18 protein-coding genes are annotated in these 18,153 nt (G+C 67.3%); 11 read left to right on the forward strand and 7 right to left on the reverse strand.

The window, feature by feature from the left end; all coding sequences use genetic code 11:
* Positions 1-8: 8 nt before the first annotated feature.
* From OOB33_RS03530 to OOB33_RS03540, 3 genes are read left to right on the forward strand one after another with little or no spacing between them, the layout of a single operon-like run.
* Positions 9-914 carry a carbohydrate ABC transporter permease gene (locus OOB33_RS03530; protein ID WP_102768860.1) on the forward strand — a complete coding sequence of 302 codons (906 nt, stop codon included), beginning with the start codon at positions 9-11 and terminating at the stop codon, positions 912-914.
* A complete protein-coding gene (locus tag OOB33_RS03535) occupies positions 911-1,738 on the forward strand; it encodes a carbohydrate ABC transporter permease (protein ID WP_271007687.1) in 828 nt (275 codons plus the stop codon). Before OOB33_RS03530 ends, OOB33_RS03535 begins: the two co-directional genes overlap by 4 nt.
* 35 nt (positions 1,739-1,773) lie before the next feature.
* Positions 1,774-2,901, forward strand: a complete 1,128-nt coding sequence (locus OOB33_RS03540) for an ABC transporter ATP-binding protein (protein ID WP_271007688.1) — start codon at positions 1,774-1,776, stop codon at positions 2,899-2,901.
* Positions 2,902-2,968: 67 nt separating this feature from the next.
* On the opposite strand, the gene OOB33_RS03545 is transcribed toward OOB33_RS03540, so the two are convergent.
* The 7 genes from OOB33_RS03545 to OOB33_RS03575 form a co-directional block, all read right to left on the reverse strand.
* Entirely contained in the window at positions 2,969-3,436 is a 468-nt protein-coding gene (locus OOB33_RS03545) for a hypothetical protein (RefSeq protein ID WP_271007689.1), read from the reverse strand.
* A gap of 110 nt (positions 3,437-3,546) precedes the next feature.
* Positions 3,547-4,062 (reverse strand): AAA family ATPase, encoded by a 516-nt coding sequence (locus tag OOB33_RS03550; protein WP_271007690.1) that lies wholly within the window; start codon positions 4,060-4,062, stop codon positions 3,547-3,549.
* A 33-nt stretch (positions 4,063-4,095) separates the two neighbouring features.
* Positions 4,096-4,407 (reverse strand): DUF1330 domain-containing protein, encoded by a 312-nt coding sequence (locus tag OOB33_RS03555; protein ID WP_271007691.1) that lies wholly within the window; start codon positions 4,405-4,407, stop codon positions 4,096-4,098.
* A 133-nt stretch (positions 4,408-4,540) separates the two neighbouring features.
* Complete coding sequence (locus OOB33_RS03560; protein ID WP_271007692.1) at positions 4,541-5,128, reverse strand: serine hydrolase; 588 nt, start codon at positions 5,126-5,128, stop codon at positions 4,541-4,543.
* A 163-nt stretch (positions 5,129-5,291) separates the two neighbouring features.
* Positions 5,292-6,449, reverse strand: coding sequence for a lactonase family protein (locus tag OOB33_RS03565; RefSeq protein ID WP_271007693.1), 1,158 nt, complete (start codon positions 6,447-6,449; stop codon positions 5,292-5,294).
* Positions 6,450-6,788: 339 nt separating this feature from the next.
* Positions 6,789-9,470, reverse strand: a complete 2,682-nt coding sequence (locus OOB33_RS03570) for a TonB-dependent receptor (protein ID WP_271007694.1) — start codon at positions 9,468-9,470, stop codon at positions 6,789-6,791.
* A gap of 162 nt (positions 9,471-9,632) precedes the next feature.
* On the reverse strand, positions 9,633-10,346 hold the full coding sequence (locus OOB33_RS03575) for a chitinase (protein ID WP_271007695.1): 714 nt from the start codon (positions 10,344-10,346) through the stop codon (positions 9,633-9,635).
* Between the two features lie 216 nt (positions 10,347-10,562).
* On the opposite strand from OOB33_RS03575, the gene OOB33_RS03580 reads away from it, so the two are divergent.
* From OOB33_RS03580 to OOB33_RS03615, 8 genes are all read left to right on the forward strand, one after another.
* Positions 10,563-11,228: a response regulator transcription factor gene (locus OOB33_RS03580; protein ID WP_271007696.1), complete on the forward strand. Its 666-nt coding sequence runs from the start codon at positions 10,563-10,565 to the stop codon at positions 11,226-11,228.
* Positions 11,225-12,664 (forward strand): sensor histidine kinase, encoded by a 1,440-nt coding sequence (locus OOB33_RS03585; protein ID WP_271007697.1) that lies wholly within the window; start codon positions 11,225-11,227, stop codon positions 12,662-12,664. Before OOB33_RS03580 ends, OOB33_RS03585 begins: the two co-directional genes overlap by 4 nt.
* A gap of 92 nt (positions 12,665-12,756) precedes the next feature.
* Entirely contained in the window at positions 12,757-14,826 is a 2,070-nt protein-coding gene (locus OOB33_RS03590) for a DEAD/DEAH box helicase (RefSeq protein ID WP_271007698.1), read from the forward strand.
* An 11-nt stretch (positions 14,827-14,837) separates the two neighbouring features.
* Positions 14,838-15,095 carry a helix-turn-helix domain-containing protein gene (locus tag OOB33_RS03595; RefSeq protein ID WP_271007699.1) on the forward strand — a complete coding sequence of 86 codons (258 nt, stop codon included), beginning with the start codon at positions 14,838-14,840 and terminating at the stop codon, positions 15,093-15,095.
* 73 nt (positions 15,096-15,168) lie between these two features.
* A complete protein-coding gene (locus OOB33_RS03600; RefSeq protein WP_271007700.1) occupies positions 15,169-15,534 on the forward strand; it encodes a GFA family protein in 366 nt (121 codons plus the stop codon).
* 123 nt (positions 15,535-15,657) lie between these two features.
* The gene (locus OOB33_RS03605) at positions 15,658-16,098 is read left to right on the forward strand and encodes a DUF4265 domain-containing protein (protein ID WP_271007701.1); all 441 of its coding nucleotides are present in this window, start codon (positions 15,658-15,660) and stop codon (positions 16,096-16,098) included.
* A gap of 111 nt (positions 16,099-16,209) precedes the next feature.
* Positions 16,210-16,620 carry a hypothetical protein gene (locus tag OOB33_RS03610; protein ID WP_271007702.1) on the forward strand — a complete coding sequence of 137 codons (411 nt, stop codon included), beginning with the start codon at positions 16,210-16,212 and terminating at the stop codon, positions 16,618-16,620.
* 99 nt (positions 16,621-16,719) lie between these two features.
* Complete coding sequence (locus tag OOB33_RS03615; protein WP_271007703.1) at positions 16,720-17,931, forward strand: serine hydrolase domain-containing protein; 1,212 nt, start codon at positions 16,720-16,722, stop codon at positions 17,929-17,931.
* The last annotated feature ends 222 nt before the right edge of the window (positions 17,932-18,153 follow it).

The raw sequence follows: 18,153 nt of genomic DNA on the forward strand, positions 1-18,153 counted from the left end.
AACGGACGATGCATTTGCAACTCACCCGATGGCGATTCAGCGACCGTGCCACGGCCCTCTGGCTGATCACACCGGGCCTGCTACTGGGCGCCCTGTTCTTTTACGGCTTTCTCGGCTGGACGGCCTGGCTCTCACTGACCCGCTCGGGCATGCTGCCCAGCCATGAGTTCGTCGGCCTCTTGCAATACCAGCGCCTGTTCGAAGACCCTCGCTGGCTGGCCGCGCTGTGGAACCTGCTGCGCTTCGCCAGCCTCTTCGTCGCCCTGCCCCTGCTGATCGGCCTGGGCCTGGCCGTGCTGCTGGACCAGAAGCTGCGCGCCGAGGGGGTTCTGCGCTGGATCTATCTGCACCCCATGGCCTTGTCCATGATCGTCTGCGGCAGTGCCTGGCGCTGGCTGATGGACCCCGATCAAGGCCTGGCCGAGGGCCTGCGCGCGCTGGGCTGGACGAGCTTCCGCTGGGACTGGCTGGCCGATGAAGACATGGCCGTGTATGCCCTGGTGGTGGCCGCCGTCTGGCAGATCAGCGGTTTTGTGATGGCGCTCTTCCTGGCCGGCCTGCGCGGCATCGACGAGAGCCTGGTGCAAGCCGCGCGCCTGGACGGCGCCTCGGGCTGGACCCTGTACCGCCGCGTGCTGCTGCCGCAGCTGGGGCCTAGCCTGTTCTCGGCCCTGCTGATCCTGCTGCCGGCGGCCATCAAGACTTTTGATCTGGTGGTGGCGCTGACCGAGGGCGGGCCGGGCCAGAGCAGCGAGCTGCCGGCCTTCTATATGTTCCAGATGGCCTTCGAGCGCAGCCGCCTGGGCCTGGGCGCGGCCAGCAGCATGGTGATGCTGATGATGGTGCTGGCCGTGGCCCTGCCCTATGCGCTGGCGCGCTCGCGTGGCGATGCCCGCAGGAGGGCCGGCGCATGAAAAAAACCTGGCCCCTGCGCGCGCTGCTGCACGCCCTGGCCCTGGCGGCCGCCTTGCTGATGGCCGGGCCCTTGCTGCTGATGTTGATGAACAGCTTCAAAAGCGGCGCCGAGCTGAGCCAGGGCAGCTTTCTGGCCTGGCCGCAAGCCTTCAGCGGCAACGCCTGGCGCGAGGCCTGGGCCTTGCTGCGCGGCAGCTTTGCCAGCAGCCTGATGCTGGCGGTGCCGGCCGTGCTGCTGTCCAGCCTGCTGGCGGCGCTGAACGGCTTTGTGCTGTGCAAATACCGCTTCCGGGGCGAGCAGTGGGTGTCGCTGCTGCTGATCGTGGCCTTTTTTCTGCCGGTCAAGGTCTATCTGCTGCCCCTGGCCATCAGCATGGCCAAGCTGGGCCTGAGCAAGAGCCTGGGCCTCTTGATCGCCATCCATGTGATCTACAGCCTGCCCCTGGCCCTGTTCTTCCGCAACCATTTCCTGGGCTTCCCGGACGAGCTGCTGCAGGCCGCGCGGCTGGACGGCGCGGGCTTCTGGGCCTTGTTCACGCGCCTGGTGCTGCCGCTCTCGCGGCCCATCTTTGTGGTGGTGATCATTCTGCAGTTCACCACGCTGTGGAACGAGTACCTGTTCGGCCTGGTCTTCGGGCCCGACGAGGCCCGGCCCATCACCGCCGCCCTGGCCCAGCTGGCCGCCCACAGCGAAGGCGGCGTGCGCGCCTACAACCTGGAGATGGCGGCCGCCCTGCTGGCCGCCCTGCCCACCCTGGCCGTCTACCTGATCGCGGGGCGGCATTTCGCCCGCGGCCTGGTGGCCGGTGCGGTGAAGGGTTAGGCCATGTCCTCGTTTCATTCCCTGGAAGCTTTCCCATGACCGGCGGCCTCAGCCTTTCCCACATTCACAAACACATCGGCAGCCAGGCCGTGCTGCACGACATCAGCCTCGATCTCCTCGAGGGCGAGATGCTGATCCTGGTCGGCCCCTCGGGCTGCGGCAAGTCCACCTTGCTGAGCCTGATCGCCGGCCTGCAGCAGGCCGACAGCGGCGAGATCCGGCTCAAGGGCCGGCGCATCGACACCCTGGCGCCGCAGGCCCGCGACATCGCCATGGTGTTCCAGAACTACGCGCTCTACCCGAATATGAGCGTGGCCCAGAACATCGGCTTCCCGCTGGAGATGCAGGGCTGGCCGCGCGCACGCCGCGAGGCCCGGGTGCATGAGGTGGCCCAGCTGCTGCAGCTGGAGCCGCTGCTGCAGCGCCGCCCGGCCCAGCTCTCGGGCGGCCAGCGCCAGCGCGTGGCCATGGGCCGGGCCCTGGCGCGCCAGCCCCAGCTTTTTCTGTTTGACGAGCCCTTGTCCAATCTGGATGCCCAGTTGCGCGCCGAGATGCGCAGCGAGATCAAGCTGCTGCACCAGCGCCTGGGCACCAGCGCGGTCTATGTCACGCACGACCAGGTCGAGGCCATGACCCTGGGCCAGCGCATCGCCGTGCTGAAGGACGGCCGCCTGCAGCAAGTGGGCACGCCGCAAGAGGTCTACCAGCGCCCGGCCAATCTCTTCGTGGCCGGCTTTCTGGGCGCCCCGGCCATCAATCTGCTGCCCGCCCGCGCCATGCACGACGGCAGCCTGCAGCTGGACCTGGGCGACACGGCTCTGCCCATCAGCTGGACGCCCTCGGGTCCGGCCTGGCCCGCCTCACGCCTGCGCCCCCTGGCCGGCCGCAAGCTGGTGCTGGGCTGGCGCGCCGAACAGCTGCGCCTGGTACCGCCTGAATTCGAGGTCAGCGATGGCCAGGGCCTGCTGCTCTCCGCCCCCCTGCTGCTGGTCGAGCCGACCGGTGCCGACAGCATCCTGCAGCTCGAACTCGGCCCCACCCAGCGCCTCAGCCTGCGCTGCCCCGGCTGGCAGGCCGAACGGCCCGGCACCCGGCTGCAGGTCTACCTGCCGGCCGAGGCTTGCCTGGTGTTTGAGGCGGAGGGTGGGGAGCGCGTGGGGTGAGCCTGCTTCAGCTCGCTGCTGGAGCCAGCCTTCCGCCCCTTCCACCCGGGGGCAAATCAGCGCCGATTCACTTTGGTGTGCGCTTGGATCGCGTTCTGGCCGGCAGATCCGACGGGATTGCGGGGCGGGGCTGCGGCGCAGCCATCACCGTCAGACTGAAGTGCTGCGTCGCCGCGCGGCCCCCTTCCGCATCGGACAACACGGCCGCGCGGAAGCCCAAAGTGCCAGACCGCGTGGGCACGCCGCTGAGCAGGCCGCCGGGGCTGAGCGTCAGGCCCGCGTCCTCCAGATCGCCACTCAAGAGCAGAAAACGCAGCGCTTCGTCACCACCTCGCGCAGGCAGCTGCCGTGCGTAAGGTCGCCCCAGCACAGCCGCCGGCAAAACGACCGCCTGGGCACCCGGCTTCGCCTGTAGGGGCTGCTTGTGCGCGGGCTTTGCTTGCGGAACTCCGCCCGCGGCTTGCACGAGCAAGGGATTGAGACTCAGCAGCGTGAGTGAGCACAAAAGCAGAGGCAGGTTGCAGCGAAGGCGCATGGATGGAGGGAAAGAAGGATGCGAGGGATGGGTGAGTGAATGCATGTGGGCCGAGCCAGCGAGCGCGGGGCAGCTCGGCCCTGCTCCGCATTATTTGCTCTGCTTTCGCTTCACATGGCCTGCGCGCCCGGCTTGACCCATTCCACCCTGAAGTCCTCACATTCCTGCGCCTCCGGTGGCTCCCAGAGCTGGCTGGCCATGTCAAAGATGGCATCGGGGACCACCATGGAAAAGGTCGGGCCCTGCGCGGCATTGCGACGCTGCACGCGCTCGCGGCGCAGCTCGGTGGGCGCGTCCAGCACGTGGATGCACAAAGGATGCCCGGCCGCGACGACCTGTTGGCAAAACGGCAGTCGGGCCGCGCGCTGGATCAAGCCGAGTTCGAGGATCACATCGTGACCTGAGTCCAGCAGACGCTCAGCATGAGCCCAGATCAGGCGCAGCAGCCGATCCTTGCGCTCGAGGTACCAGGGCAGCCAGTGCTCGGCCGGCCGGTCCGGGCTGAACAGCGCGGCAAACCAGGCGTCCAAGGCGATGTGCACACCCTGCCCCTGCAGCTCCAGGCCGCGCGCGTAAGTCGACTTGCCCGCGCCGACCGGGCCTTCAATCAAGTGGACTTGAGCCATCGCGGTCCTTGAACGTCTCGTGAAGCTCTGCACTCAGCCCGCATCAAGAGCGGGAATGAACAGCACCTGGCCACGGGTGGTCAGCTCATCCTGGCGCAAACGCTTCAGCGGCGCGTACTCTGCCGATTCATACATGGCCTGCGCCGCCTCTCGGGACGGAAATCGCAGAATGGCCGTGAAGTTCCCGCCCAACGCCCCTTCCATCGCCTCGGCCTGCGGTGTGGCCGCCAGGAACTGACCGCCAAACTGCGCGGCAAGGGCGGCCATCTTGGAGGCGTAGTCGGCGCGGTAGCGGGCGAAATCGTTCACTTCGAACTGCACAAATACCAGCAGGGCTTGGGTCATCTTCATCTCCGATCTCGGGTGTCATGAGAACGCCGCCCTCGGCGGGCGCAGTTTGCCACCTGGAAATCTAGCATTGGATTCAAGCGGACTTGCGCCCTCCGGCCGCCAAGCGCACCGCCGTGCGCCGGCTTTTTCAATCCAGCTTCTCGAACCCCCAAACCCCACGGGCCTGCGGAAAACCCTCGCCGCCCAGAGCCGCCGCCAGGGCCAAGCGCAGCGCGCCCAGCGAAGAAGCCCAGTTGGGCAGGCCGCTGCTGTGATTGAGCAGGCAGCGCAGCGGCATGCGCACCAAGGTTGCGGCAGGAAGCTCTGCGTCGACACCAGCAGCAGGTTGCTTGCGCGAGTAACCCTGGGCCAGGTAGCGGGACAGCGGCGCGTCCAGATCGAGCAGGCCTTCGCGTACCAGCTGCAAGGCCAGGTAGGCCACGACCGGCTTGGTCAGCGAGGCCGCTAGAAACAAGGGCGGCGGCACTGCCTCACGCGATTCCCTCCCATGCGAGGTCTCGCCACAGCCAGTGCCCAGCAGACGTGGCGCCTGCGGCTGAGCGCCCTTCAGGGTGACCAGGTGAGCCAGGCAGATGCCTTGCTGGGCGGCCAGCGAGTCAAGATCCCGGCCACGGAAGCTGCGCAGATCGCGGCTGGCGCAGGCGCTGCTGCCCAGGGCCGACAGGCCAGCAAGCATCAGATGGCGGCGGCGTGGATTGAAGAATCTGGAATCCATGAGGGCAGGCCCGATCACGCGGACAGCTTGCGCCGAGCTGGCGATGCGGCGGACTCTAAACGCTGAATTCGACGCCACCCGGTTCCGGCAAGAGGGCTCGCCGCATGCGCCCCGGCGTAGCGCGCGGCGGCTCAGCTTGGCTCGGCTCGGCTCCGTCAGATCTTCAAGCCCCAGCCATCACCTCTGCACAGGCCGGGCTTGGCACCGGCACATACTGGCCGGCAAAACGGGGCAGGCCGGTGGCGGCATCGACGGCAAACACCGCCACATGGTCGCTGCGCTGGTTGCAGACGTAGAACCAGCGGCCGCAGGGCGAAAAACGGGCGCTGCGTGGGTAGGAGCCGCGGGTCCACTCGTGGGTGAGCAGGCGCGGCGTTCCGTCGGCCGCCAGGGCGAAGACGGCGATGCTGTCATGCAGGCGGTTCAGGGCGTAGAGGAAACGGCCATCGGCCGATGCGATCAGGTCGGAGGCGAAGTTGGTGCCGGCGAAGCCCTCGGGCAAGGCGCTGATCTCGAGGCACTGGCTCAGGCGGCCGCTCTGCGGCTCCAGCTGCAGCCAGGCCAGGGTGGACGCTTCTTCGTTGAGCAGATAGAGCTGAGCCGCATCGCGCGGGTGGAACACGAAATGCCGCGGGCCGGCGCCGGGGCTCAAGGCCAGGTCTTGCCGGGCCCCGAGGGCGCCGGTCTCAGGATTGAAGGGCCAAACCGCCAGCCGGTCGCGGCCCAGATCGCTGGCCAGCACCCAGCGGCCATCGGGGCTGCTCAAGGCCATGTGCATGTGCGGCGCCTCGTGGCCGCTGATGGCATAGCTGCCCGGTGGTGCCTTGGCGGCACGGTCGGGGCCGGGTCGGCAGTCTTCGGCCTGGCTGCGATTGCAGCTGGGGTGCAGGCCCACGGCGCTGAGCCGGCCATCGGCGGCGCGGCGCAGCACGGCCAGATCGGCACTGCCGTAATGCGGCACGAAAGCAAAGGCGGCACTCGGATGCAGGCTCAGGTGCACGGGGCCCTGGCCGCCGCTGGGCAGGCTTTGCAGCAGCTGCAGCGTGCCATCGGCCTGCTGGCGGTAGACATGGACGCTGCCGCCGCCTTCGTTGGCGGTGTAGAGCAGGCCGGGCTGCCTGGGGTCGGCCTGCAGCCAGCTGGGGCTGTGGGGATTGGGCGTCAGGCCCGCGGGGCGCAGATGGCCCGTGGCCGGGTCGGCCACGAAACCGTAGAGGCCTTCACAGTGCGGGGCATAGCCGCCGACATAGACCTTGAAGCCGGCGCGGGCCGCAGCGCCAACCGGAGCAGCGGCCCCCGCCAGCGGGGACAGGGCGGCCATCAGCAGCAAAGCCCGGCGCTGCCGAGCGTGAAGGAAAGCAGGGGTGCAGGCGTCATCGGTCACGGGGATGGGAGATTGGCGGGCCACGGGTCAATCCAGGATGCCGTCATCCAGGCGCGCGCAGTATCGATCAATCCGCGGGCGGGCCGCTTGCTCCAGCCCATGGGCTCAGCCACGGCCGTGGCAGCGCCGGCAGAAAAATGCGGGCGCTGCCGGGGCCTCCCAGCCCGGCAGCGCCCGCTCAAAGCCTCCGGCTGCAGGCGACCGGAGGGAGGAGACACACAGACATGACAGGTCATCCCTGGAGCGGCCCTCAAGCCGCCCGGGGCCTGCGAGCGATCAGTAGTTGACGGTCGCACGCACGCCGAACATGCGCGGCGGGTTGTAGCTGTTGAAGGTGTAGCCGCCCGCCATGCCCTGACCCATCCAGTTCTTGACGATGTTGTTGCTCAGGTTGGTGCCCCAGAGCTCGACATTCCACTTGTCGCTGGTGGGCGCGAAGCGGACCGAGGCATTCCAGTTGGTGTAGGCCTTCTGGAAGTCACCGATCTTGTCGTTGTCCAGATTGCGCACGGTGAAGTACATGCGGCTCTGGTAACGCATGCCGATGGTCGGCGTGATGCTGTACTCACCCACATGCATGTCGTGCGAGTAGTTCAGGGCGAAGGAGGTCTTGGGCGCGTAGGGCAGCTGGTGGCCGGTCACGTCCAGGATGCGGCGGCCGCGCTTGCTGGGATCGGTGCCCAGGTAGACCGGCGCGCATTCGGGCGCGCCGAACTCCTTGCGGTAGCCGCACATCCAGCTGTCGTCGTAGGTCGGGTAGGACTTGACCTTGGCGTCCAGCCAGGCGAAGTAGCCCGAGAGGTTGCCACCGGTCCAGGGCAGCAGCTTGAACTCCAGCTCCAGGCCCTGGATCTTGGCGTCGCCGATGTTCTCGGTCTTCCAGGCGTTCACCACATCGCAGGCCGGTTCCCAGTCCGCGCAGGTGCGGGTCAGCTTTTTCTGGCCCACGGCGGTGGAGCCGGTCACATGCATGCCCTTGTACTGGGTGTTGAAGTAGGTGGCGCTCAGCTCCAGCTTGTTGGCGAAGTGGCGGCCCTTGTAGCCCAGCTCGAAGTTCTTGGTGGTCTCGGGGCCGTAGTCCAGGAAGCTGTATTTCTTGCTGCCGCCGTCCACGCATTCGCCGCCGCCGCAGGTGTCGAACTTGTCGCCAAAGCCGCCCGGGCGATAGCCGGTGGCGATGGAGGCGAAGACCATATCGGTCTTGCTCAGGTCGTACTGCATGCCGAAGCGGTAGGTGGTCTTCTTCCAGCTCTTGCTGTAGCTGTTGACGACCGGCTCGGGGTAGACACCCAGGCCGGCGAAGGGGCCCATGCCCAGGGTCAGGTCCGTGCCGTTGTGCGGGGTGCACAGGCCGGGCTCGCAGCCGGGCTTGTACTTGCCGTTGTAGTACCAGGGCGTGCTGGCATCCCAGAGGCCGGCGGAGATGCCGCCGTTGTCGCTGCGCTTGTCGCGGCTGAAACGCACACCGGCCGTGGCCGTCAGGCGGTCTGTCAGGGCCAGGTCGCCCTGGGCGAACAGACCCTTGGATTCGATCTGGCGATCGGGCTGGGCATAGAACTGGCCTTGCGGCATGGCATAGGGCGCGGCGACCAGATTGTCCTGGGCGAAGTTGATCGCGTTCTTCTCGTTCAGGAAGAAGGCGCCGGCCACATAACGCCAGTTCTTGGTCTGCTGCTTGAGCTGGAACTCATGAACCCAGGACTTGTAGTTGGAGTCCAGGGTGTAGCTGGCCTGATCGATGGCGTGCTGGCGGCCCCAGTTGCCCCAGGGCTGCATGATGTCGACCTCGCTGTCCAGCCAAGCTTGGCCACCGTCGTCGTCGTGGTGCTGGGCGCGCTTCTGCACCGCGTAGGCGACCTTGTAGCCCAGCTCCGTCTGCTCATCGAGCTTCCAGACCAGGTTGCTGCGCACGGTGTCGATGGTCATGTCGATCTTGCCGGGCACATTGATGATGGCGCTCCACTGGCCCTTGGGACCGCAGGCCCATTTGGTGCCTTCGGCCATTTCGCAATCCTTCAGGCCCACTTCGCCGGCGCCGCTGTTCTGGTAATGCTCAAAGCCACCGGTCCATTCCAGCGCCTTGCTGATGGCCCAGCGCGCCGTCAGGCGGGCGGCCCATTGGTCGGAGTTGCCGTAGGCATCCGAGGCATCGACCTTGCGGTTCAGGCGCTGGTCGGTGTCGGGCTTGCCATCGGGCGTGAACTTGCCCTTGCCATCGGGTGTGGGCAGCTTGACGCCGCGGTCGCGCAGGTCCTGCTCCTGGTCGATGTAGCTGTTGCGCTTGTCCACCATGAAGGCGGCGCGCAGGGCGAAGTTGTCACCAAAGCTCTGGTTGTGGACAGCGCGCAGCTGCTTGGCGTTGTAGTTGCCCAGTTGCACCGAGGCCCAGCCGTAGTTGCTCTTGAAGTCGGGCTTGGCCGGGATGATGTTGACCACGCCGGCGGTGGAGTTGCGGCCGAACAGCGTGCCCTGGGCACCGCGCAGCACTTCAACCTGGTCCAGGTCGAACATCAGTGCCAGCGAGCCCTGGGGCCGCGGCGAATAGATGCCGTCGATATGGATGCCCACGGCCGGGTCACCGATCTCGGTGAAATTGGTCGAGGTCACGCCGCGGATGGAGGCCAGCACGCCCGAGTCGCCGCTGGACAGGCCCAGCTGGAGATTGGGCACATAGCCGCTCAGATTGAGCAGTTCCTTGACGTTCTCGCGCACCAGATCGTCGGCCTGCAGGGCCGTCACCGACACGGGCGTCTTGAGCGCGTCGGTGCTGACGCGGGTGGCGGTCACGGTGACCTGGGGCAGCTCGGTCTTCTCGACCTTTTTGGCGTCCTTCTTGTCGTCCTTGCCGGCGTCGGCGGTCTGGGCCAGGGCCGGCAGGCTCAGCAGGCTCACCAAGGCGGCGGCCGCCAGGGCGGTGGGTTTCATCAGGCGTTGTGCGCGGGGTTCAGCGGGGCTCATGCTTGTTGTCTCCATGCGTTTGTGCGAAAGATCGTTTGTCTCGGTTCCATCACGTCAAGGGTCGGCCAACTGCTCCAACACTGACTCATCCACTTCTTGCTTTTGTGTCCCTTGTCTTCACTCGTTCATGCCATCGGTCCTTCCGTGATTCGTTCCTGGCGCTCAGCAGCCCAGGGGCTCGCTCAGCGGCACCGCCAGCAGCGTGCTGGCTCGGCGGTAGAAATCGATGCGGCGGTTCAGCTTGCGCAAGGTGTCGGGGTCGGCACCTTTGTCGCACTCGATCACGCCGTTGATGGCGCGGGTGGTGGCGCCAAAACCCTTGCCGGCCCACATGGCCTCGTGGGCCGACTGCGGCGCCACGCCGGGCTGGGTCATCCAGTACCAGAGCGCCGTCTGCCAGGCCACCTTGGAATCGCGCGCCACGCGGTCGGGGTCGGCCCAGAGGTCCAGGCCCAGGTGATCACCGGCGGCCTTGTACTGGTAGTTCCAGCTCAGCTGGATGGGACCGCGACCGTAGTACTGCTGGCCCGGGGCGCAGCCGATGCCATCGTCGCGGCGGCAGTAGTGGTCCCAGTTTTCGCGGCGGTATTCGCGCTGGGCCTTGAGCTGGTCGGACTCATGGGCGATCTGGCCCAGAAAGGCCGCCATCTCCTGGCGCTTTTGCTGCTCGCTGCCGCGAGCAGCAAAGCCCGGGGTCTGGCGTACAGCCTCGGCAAAGCCTTCGTAGCTGTAGAAAGCAATGCGCTCGGGGAAGAGCTGATCGAACTGCGCCGGGCTGGGCAGAAACTGAGCCTGAGCTTGGCCCTGTGCCAGCGCCGCCGCCGGGGCCGCCAGCGCCAGCAGGCTTGTCACGAGCAATTGCAGCGAAGTCGTCATGCCGAACACAATGAGATGAAGGTGGAAGAATGGGCTGTGGAATGCAGCACCGCCCTGCACAGGCACACAGCCTGGCTCAGCGTCTGCGTTGCACTATCCGCCCACCCGCCTACACAGCGCGCAAAGAGACTGTTAAGACCTCCTTAAGACCAGATCGAGACCCCCGAGGCACCGGCTGCCGCAGAGCGGCCAAGCATTGCTAGAGTCCGCACCATCATGAAAATCTGTTTGGTCGAAGACGATCTGGAACTGGGCCGGGCGGTGCAAGCCCTGCTGCAGGACGCCCAGCACGAGGTGATCTGGCTGCGCCGCGTGGCCGATGCACGCTTCTGGACGGCCGAGCAGGCCTTCGACGCCGTGGTGCTGGACCTGGGCCTGCCCGACGGCAACGGCATGGACCTGCTGCGCAGCCTGCGCCAGGCGGACAAGAAGCTGCCCCTGATCGTCATCACCGCGCGCGACAGCATCGAAGACCGGCTCAGCGGCCTGGACAGCGGCGCCGACGACTACCTCGTCAAGCCCTTTGCCGGCCCCGAGCTGCTGGCCCGGCTGCGCGCCGTGGCGCGCCGTGCCGGCATCGAGGAAGGCGATGACTCGCCCCACCAGTGGCAGATCAAGGACCTGGTGCTGGACGAGCACCGCATGGTGCTGAGCCGCGGCGGCGAGCGCATCAACCTCTCGCGCACCGAGTTCGCCATCCTGCTGACCCTGCTCAAGCTGCCCGATCGCGTGGTCACGCGCCGCCAGCTGGAGAGCAAGACCCTGAACCAGACCGACGGCCGCAGCCTCGATGTGCACATCTCCAATCTGCGCCGCAAGATCGGCGAGGGCTATATCCGCACCGTGCGCGGCATTGGCTACCTGATCGAGCAGAACGCGTGAGCCTGCTCGCTGCCGCGCCGGCCACCCGCCGCCCCGCCCACCGCTCGCTGTTCCGGCGCAGCCTGGGCGCGGTGTTTGCGGTCATCTTCCTGACCTGGGCGGCCCTGATCGCCCGCGAGCTGATCGACATCGGCCTGCTGCAGAGCCGCAACGGCCAGGCCGAGAACCAGCTCTGGGCCGAGCTGGCCAAGCTGCAAGCCCTGCCCCGGCTGGACCAGCCCCAGGCGCTGGAGGCGCGCATGGCCGAGCTGGACGGCCTGCTGCGCGACGAATGGCGCCACAAAGGCCACCGCCCGCCCTTCTACCTGCTGCAGGTCTGGCACGAAGGCCGCCTGCTGCTGCGCCGCGACCCCGACCTCAGCGGCCGCGACCGCAGCCCGCCGCAAGAGGGCGTCTACGCCAGCGATTCGCGCTGGCTCTACGCCGAGGCCAGCGAGCCCGAGCAGGGCCTGATCGTGCGCCGCTGGCAGGAGAAGCCGGGCGACTGGCATTTCTCCGTGGCCGGCTTCAGCTACTACGCCCGCCCCCTGCTCTACGGCCTGCCCCTGCTGATCCTGCCGGTCTGGCTGCTGTTCCGCCTCGGCTTTGCGCCGCTGCAGCGCATCGGCCAGCAGATCTCGCAGCGCTCGGCCAAGGACCTCTCACCCCTGCCCGACTCGCCCTATGTGGAGCTGGCGCCCCTGGTCAATGCCGTCAATTCGCTGATGGCGCGGCTGCAGCTGCGCCTGGAGCGCGAGCGCGAGTTCCTGCTCGACGCGGCGCATGAGCTCAAGACACCGCTGGCCGTGGTCAAGCTCAGCGCCGAGGCCCTGGACGGCGGCCAGGACACCGAGCGCCGCGCCGAATCGGCCCAGCGCCTGCGCCAGGGCGTAGACCGCGCCACCCACACCGTGCACCAGCTGTTGGCCCTGGCCCGCTCGGGCGCCGATGCGCTGGACATGGCCCAGCGCGAGCATGAGCTGGTGGCCCTGGTCAGCGACCGCGTGGTGCTGGCCAGCCCCATGGCCCTGAGCCGCCAGATTGAGCTGGAGCTGCAGGCGCCCGAGGAATGCTGGCTGCGCGTCAACCGCGAATCGGTCGGCGCCCTGATCGACAACCTGGTGGACAACGCGATCAAGTACTCGCCCGCCGGCGGCCATGTGCTGGTGCGCATCAGCGACACGCCCGAGGCCGTGCAGCTGGAGGTGCTGGACCAGGGCCCGGGCATCCCGGCCGAGCTGCAGGCCAAGGTGTTTGAGCGCTTCTACCGCATCCCAGGCCAGGAGCAGCATGGCAGCGGTCTGGGCCTGGCCATCGTCGAGCGCGCCGCCGCCCAGCATGGCGCACGGGTGCAGCTGGGCACCGGCCTGGAGGGCCGCGGCCTGGGCGTGGCCGTGCGCTTCCCGCGCGCGGCGGGCGCGTCGAGCAGCCCGCCCGCGCCTTCGGGCGAGGCCTGAGCCCGGTAGGACAGCACGGCAGCGGCAGCAGCGACCTCGCGCCGCTATAGTGCCGCCCTCCCCCGCCCCGCCTTCTTCGCCCTCCCCAGCCCATGAGCCTGGCCGACCTCCGCGCGGCGCTGCACGCCGAACTGGCGGCCACGCCCGAGTACTACGACTTCAAGGTCCTGCGCAGCGAGCGCGAGGGCACGCTCTGGCGCGTCAGCCTGGAGCCGGGCTACGTCTTTGCCGAGGGCCAGCGGCCCGGCACCGCCTCGGCCCAGAGCTTGCTGGACGACAGCCTCGACGGCGCCGCCGCCTGGTGGGGCGCGCCGGTCAAAGGCGGCGCCAGCGTGCTGGCCGTGCTGCCCGAAGACGACCAGCTGCTGCTGCAAAACGCCAGCAGCCCGCCGCCCGGGCCGGACGCCCTGATCCGCCTCTACCCCAGCCGCTTTCTCAAAGCCGTGAGCGATGCCTGGTGGGACACGCCCTGGGCCGAGCGCGCCCTGGCCTGCCTGCCGGCGCTGCAGCGGCCCGCCGCCTGGCCCGAGGGCCCGCTGCTGACGGGCGCACCGTTTCGCTGGCTGCGCCCGGGCCAGCGCCAGGCCCTGGGCTTGCTGCAGCAGCAAGCCGCCTTCCTCTGGGGCCCGCCCGGCACCGGCAAGACCACCACCCTGGGCGTGATGCTGGCCGAATACCTGGAGCTGCGCCCGCAGGCCCGCGTGCTGCTGCTCTCCAGCACCAACCAGGCCGTGGACCTGGCCACCCTGGCGGTGGACAAGGCGCTGGAGAAAGGCCGGCGCGAGCCCCTGCGCGCCAGCGTGCAGCGCCTGGGCACCCGCTTCGACGCGGCGGCCTTTGAGGGCCGCGAGCACCTGATCCCGGCCCAGGACCGCGAGCTGATCCAGCGCCTGGCGCGCGCCGAGGCCGCCCGGCCCAGCGGCCGTGCCAGCGCGGGCGAGGCCAGCGCGCTGAAAGCCTGGCATGACCGCGTGCAAGACCTGCGCGAGCAGCTGCGCGCCTCCTCGCTGCAGGTGCTGCAGCGCTGCCGCCTGGCGGCCATGACCACCACCCGCACCGCCTTCACGCTCAAGACCCTGCGCGCCCTGGCGCCGGAAGGCCAGGACGACAGCACCCCGCCCTTCGACCTGTTGGTCTTCGACGAAGCCAGCCAGGTCAGCCTGGCCCATGCCCTGGTGTTGATGCCGCTGGGCCGGCAGTGGCTGTTCGCGGGCGACCCGCAGCAGCTCTCGCCCGTGCTGCGCAGCCGCGAGCGCGAGGCGCGCCGCTGGCTGGGCCGCTCCGCATTCGCCGAGATGCCGCGCCAGGGCCCGGCCCTGGCCCTGCTGGACGAGCAATCGCGCATGGCCGCGCCCATCAGCGATCTGGTCAGCCAGCTGTTTTACGAGGGCGCGCTGCGCGTGGCTGCGGACGCCAGCGCCTCGCCCGCCTGGCTGCAGGCGCGCCAGCGCCGCTTCGCCGAAGTGCCGGCCGAGACCCACATCCATGTGCAGACCATGCGCGCCTCGGGCGCCTGGTCGGCCGCCGACCGCGGGCCGCTGCGGCGCGAATCGGCCGAGGCGATGGCCGACATGATCGAAACCGCCCTGGCCGAAGGCCCCGGCGGCGGCTGGCAGCCGCAGGAGCTGGTGGTGCTGACGCCCTTCCGCGCCCAGCGCGCCCTGATCCGCCAGCGCCTGCGCGCCCGCGGCCTGCCCGAGGCGCTGATCAAGGTCAGCACCGTGCACCGTGCCCAGGGCAGCGAGGCGCCGGTGCTGCTCTTCGACCCGGTGGACGGCAGCCAGCCTTTTTTGCAGACCGAGGAAGCGCAGCGCCTGTTCAATGTGGCCTGGAGCCGCGCGCAGGCGAAGTTGATCGTCTTTCTGGCCCCCGGCGACAGCGCCCACAACCCGTTTTTGGCCCCCATCGTCCAGCGCCTGCGCCTGGCCGGCGACACCCGGCCCGTGCACGCCCTGCTGGAGCTGGCCGCCCAGCCCGGCTTCCCCGCCAATGCGCTCGGTTTGCGCGTCAGCGCCGGCCGCTTGCACGGCGAGATCAGCCAGCTCAGCCCCGACGGCCGCCAGCTCGTTTTGATCAACGAGCGCAGCGGCGCGGCCGTGCCCATCGATGTGGCCTTCTGGCGTGCCAAAGCGCTCGCCCAAGCGCAGGCCTCAGCCGGGTGACAATGCCCGCCATGGCACAAGGCAAACGCATCTCCGTGGACATCGACGAACAAGCGCTGTCCTCCATCCGCGCCCTCGGCGCGGCCGCCAAGCAGGCCCGGCTCGCCGCCGGCGAAGGCCAGGCCACCGCAGCCACCCGCCTCGGCGTGCATGTGCAGACCATCGCCCGGATCGAGTCCGGCGAGCCTGGGGTGTCGGTGGGACATATGTTGGGCTTGTTGGCGCTGTATGGCTTGGCGGTGACGCTTCAGCCGCCGAGCGACCACTGAGCCGCAAGCCAAGCGCCGCACAGTGCCTTTCCTGCCCGCTGAACTCCCGAACTTCACCCGAGGACTCGCCCGCATGCAGCACACCGGCTCCTGTCACTGCGGCGCCGTCCGCCTCACCCTGCCCGCCACACCCGAGACGGCCACCTCCTGCAACTGCTCGCTGTGTCGACGAGTCGGCGGGCCCTGGGTGTATTACGAGTGGGGCACGGTGACGATTGATGCGGCGCCTGATGCCATGCAGGCTTACGTCCAGGGTGACAAGACCCTGCGCACCATGCGCTGCCGGCACTGTGGCTGCGTGACGCACTGGGAGCCCGTTTCCGCAGAGCCGGGTGGCAAGCACGGTGTTCACCTGGGCAACTTCGACCCAGCCTTGATCGCGTCCGTGCGAATTCGCAGGTTCGACGGGGCGGAGACGTGGAAGTTCCTGGAGGACTGAACTGCTTTCCTGAAAGACTCGTCTCTCGGCGTTTCGATGTGTGAGTAGCGGGGGGTTGGCATACTCAGATGCTTTTCAAAACTTCGTTAGACATCTGCAGAAAGCAAGGTAGGGTCCGGCCCCGTGGAAAAGCTCAGATTTGCACTCGATATTGAGGACGAATGGCCACCCGTAGCCACAGAGAGCGTTTGGTGCGAACGCTCAGGCAATCTATACGTACTGAAGAACGCCCCGTTCTTCATAAAGGGTCTAGCCTTTGGAGACGGGTTCACTGCTGAACCTGACCCGGTCAATGGGTGCATCTTCGAGTTCGAGGTTATTGAGACATCCGGAAACTCCCTGGTTTGGGTGCTGAACACAGACAACCTGGACTTCAGCGGTACGAAGGATGAGCTTTCAGCACTTGGATGTCAGGTGGAAGGGTTTCCACAGTTCAACCTGTTCTCTGTTGATGTTCCTGCCTCGGCTGATGCAGATGCAGTCAATGCTCTAGTAGACAGAATCGAAGAACGTGGCTATGCCCTCGCATTTCCTGTCTGGCGGCATGAGGCCTCCGGTGCCTAACCCCTCAATCAGGAGGACTGTCTTTCGGACAGCCCCATAGATCCGACGTTCTGTGTCATGAATACATCCGTGGGCGATTCGCGTCTCCACTTTCGGCAAGAGGATGCAGCCATGCATCAGCTTGCTAGAGCGATTCGGCTGTTCCTAGACGAGCGTGACTACCTCTGCGCAATAACTCTTGCCGGTGCTGCCGACGGAATACTTGGCGAAACCCTCCAAGCAAGGGCTGTAGCGCCAGCGCTAGAGGCGCATGTAGTTCAGGTCACAGCAGCAGGCAGCGTCGCCAAGGACCTGAAACGAACTCGGGACAACTTCAACCTTGCTCGCAACTTGCTAAAGCACAAGAAAGTACATGTACAGCAAGAGGTGTCCCTTGCGGTTGAAACAGAGGCGATCTACCTGATTGTTCGCGCGATTGACAACGCAGTACGGCTGGGCCACGAAATGAGGGCGCCTCTTCCTGCATTTATCGAATGGGTGTATTCGAATCGACCTGATCTCGTGAGTAGCGGGGCTTCATAGCTAGTCACTCAAACGACCCTGTAGCGGCACGCTGCCTTCGCACCTCATTTCATTCTGGCCGTGCGGCTTGCCGCCGACAATTACAAGGACGAGGTCCTCATGCCAACTCTGACTCCCTGCGCCTGGCCACGCCGCGCCGCCACCCTGCTGCTCCTTGCCTTCGCCTTGTCAGGCTGCGCCCATTCGCCTCGGACCTCACCCCAGCCCGCCGTCAACACACAGGGCCTGGACGACACCGTACGGCTTGCCATGGCCGCCACCGGTGCCCGGGGTCTGGCGCTGGCTGTGGTCGACGACGGCCAGCTGGTGTTCAGCAAGGCTTACGGCGTGCGCAACGCCAGCGGCGACCCGCTGCAGGAGGACACCGTGATGCACGGCGCCTCGCTGACCAAGGCTGCCTTCGGCTACTTGGTGATGCAGCTGGTCGAAGAAGGCAAATTGGGCCTGGATGTGCCGATTGCAAACTACCTGCCGCAGCCGCTGCCGAGCTATGCCTCGCCGGACATCGTGCGGCGCTACTCCGCGTTTGCGGGCCTGGCCCGCGATGAGCGCTGGCGCCGGCTGACCGCCCGCATGCTGCTCACGCACAGCGGCGGCTTTGCAAACTTCTACTTTCTGGAACCCGACCAGCAGCTGCGCATCCACTTCGAACCGGGCAGCCGTTATGCCTACTCCGGCGATGGGCTGATCTTGCTGCAATTCGTGCTGGAGCGGGGTCTGGGCTTGGATGTCGGTGCGGAGATGAATCGGCGGATCTTTGCGCCAAACGGCATGAGCCGCACAAGTCTGATCTGGCGACCTGACTTTCGACCGAATTTGGCAGACGGGTTCACCCTGGACGGGCGGCCAGAGCCTCATGACGAGCGCAGCCGGGTGCGCGCCTCGGGCTCCATGGACACCAGCATTGCCGATATGGGCCGCCTGGCCGCCAGCTATGTGCGCGGCGATGGTTTGAGCGCTGCCGCGCGAGCCGAGCTGACCCGGCCGCAACTCCCGATCACCACGCGCAGCCAATTCCCTTCGCTCCAGCCAACCCTCGCCACTCCACCCTTTCCATCACTCGGCGCAGGGCTGGGGGTGATCGCCTTCACAGGGCCGCAAGGTGCCGGCTTCTTCAAAGGCGGGCACAACGACTCCACGGCCAATATGTGGGTCTGCATCGAGGCAAGAAAGCGCTGCCTGGTGATGCTCTCCAACGATGTGCGGGCCGAGCCGGCGTTCCCGGCCTTGGTGCGTTCCGTGTTGGGCGAGACCGGCCTGCCCTGGGCCTGGGAGTATGGCGACATGAAGTTCTGGTCGCCGGAGCGCTGAGTCCGAATCTCGTGGCGGAGGACGCTTTGCGTTCCCGGCTTCATCGGAGCCAGACTCCTCATGCAAGCTGCTGGCACTGCATGTGGGCCGCCTGGCGAGTGAATGAATGAATGCGGTGACTCTTCGCACAGCGCCCGGGCATGACTTTTCGCATCATGGGCCCAGGCTGGCATATCGGACCAATTCAACGTCTATCTGGCTCAAACCATCTAGGGAAGCTCA

Source organism: Paucibacter sp. B51 (assembly GCF_027863535.1).
In the GTDB taxonomy this organism is placed as follows: domain Bacteria; phylum Pseudomonadota; class Gammaproteobacteria; order Burkholderiales; family Burkholderiaceae_C; genus Paucibacter_A; species Paucibacter_A aquatilis.